Source organism: Streptococcus suis, assembly GCF_002960445.1.
Lineage (GTDB): Bacteria > Bacillota > Bacilli > Lactobacillales > Streptococcaceae > Streptococcus > Streptococcus hyiners.
This window is the reverse complement of the sequence record NZ_POJD01000369.1, coordinates 1-297: the sequence shown is the minus strand read 5'-3', so window position 1 is coordinate 297 and position 297 is coordinate 1. Positions and strand designations below refer to the sequence as shown.

The 297-nt window shown below is 42.8% G+C and carries 1 protein-coding gene; it reads right to left on the bottom strand.

The features are described from left to right. On the bottom strand, nt 1-284 hold a 284-nt coding region (locus C1G53_RS12110; RefSeq protein WP_238139150.1), incomplete at its 3' end, for an OB-fold nucleic acid binding domain-containing protein. Nucleotides 285-297: the final 13 nt, after the last annotated feature.

Sequence of the window (297 nt, the reverse complement as noted above, 5' to 3'; positions counted from 1 at the left end):
CCAAACTTAGAACGCTCATCTTCCTTGACAATCCCTGTCACATAGACAGACGTTTCTTGGCTAAGGCGTTTTGCTACATCAAACTTCTCAGTACCAGCTTCTTCACCGAATTTTTCGATGAAGTTTGGTTTGAAGGCAACTGCTTGGAAGAAGGCTGTTCCGTCACGCAATTGCAGGAAGGCTAACTTGCCCTTGCCTGATTTGTTAGCAACCCAGGCACCAATGGTCACTTCTTGACCGACATAATCTTTTACTTGGTTGATGGTAATCAATTTTCTAGACATTATTTTTCCTCTT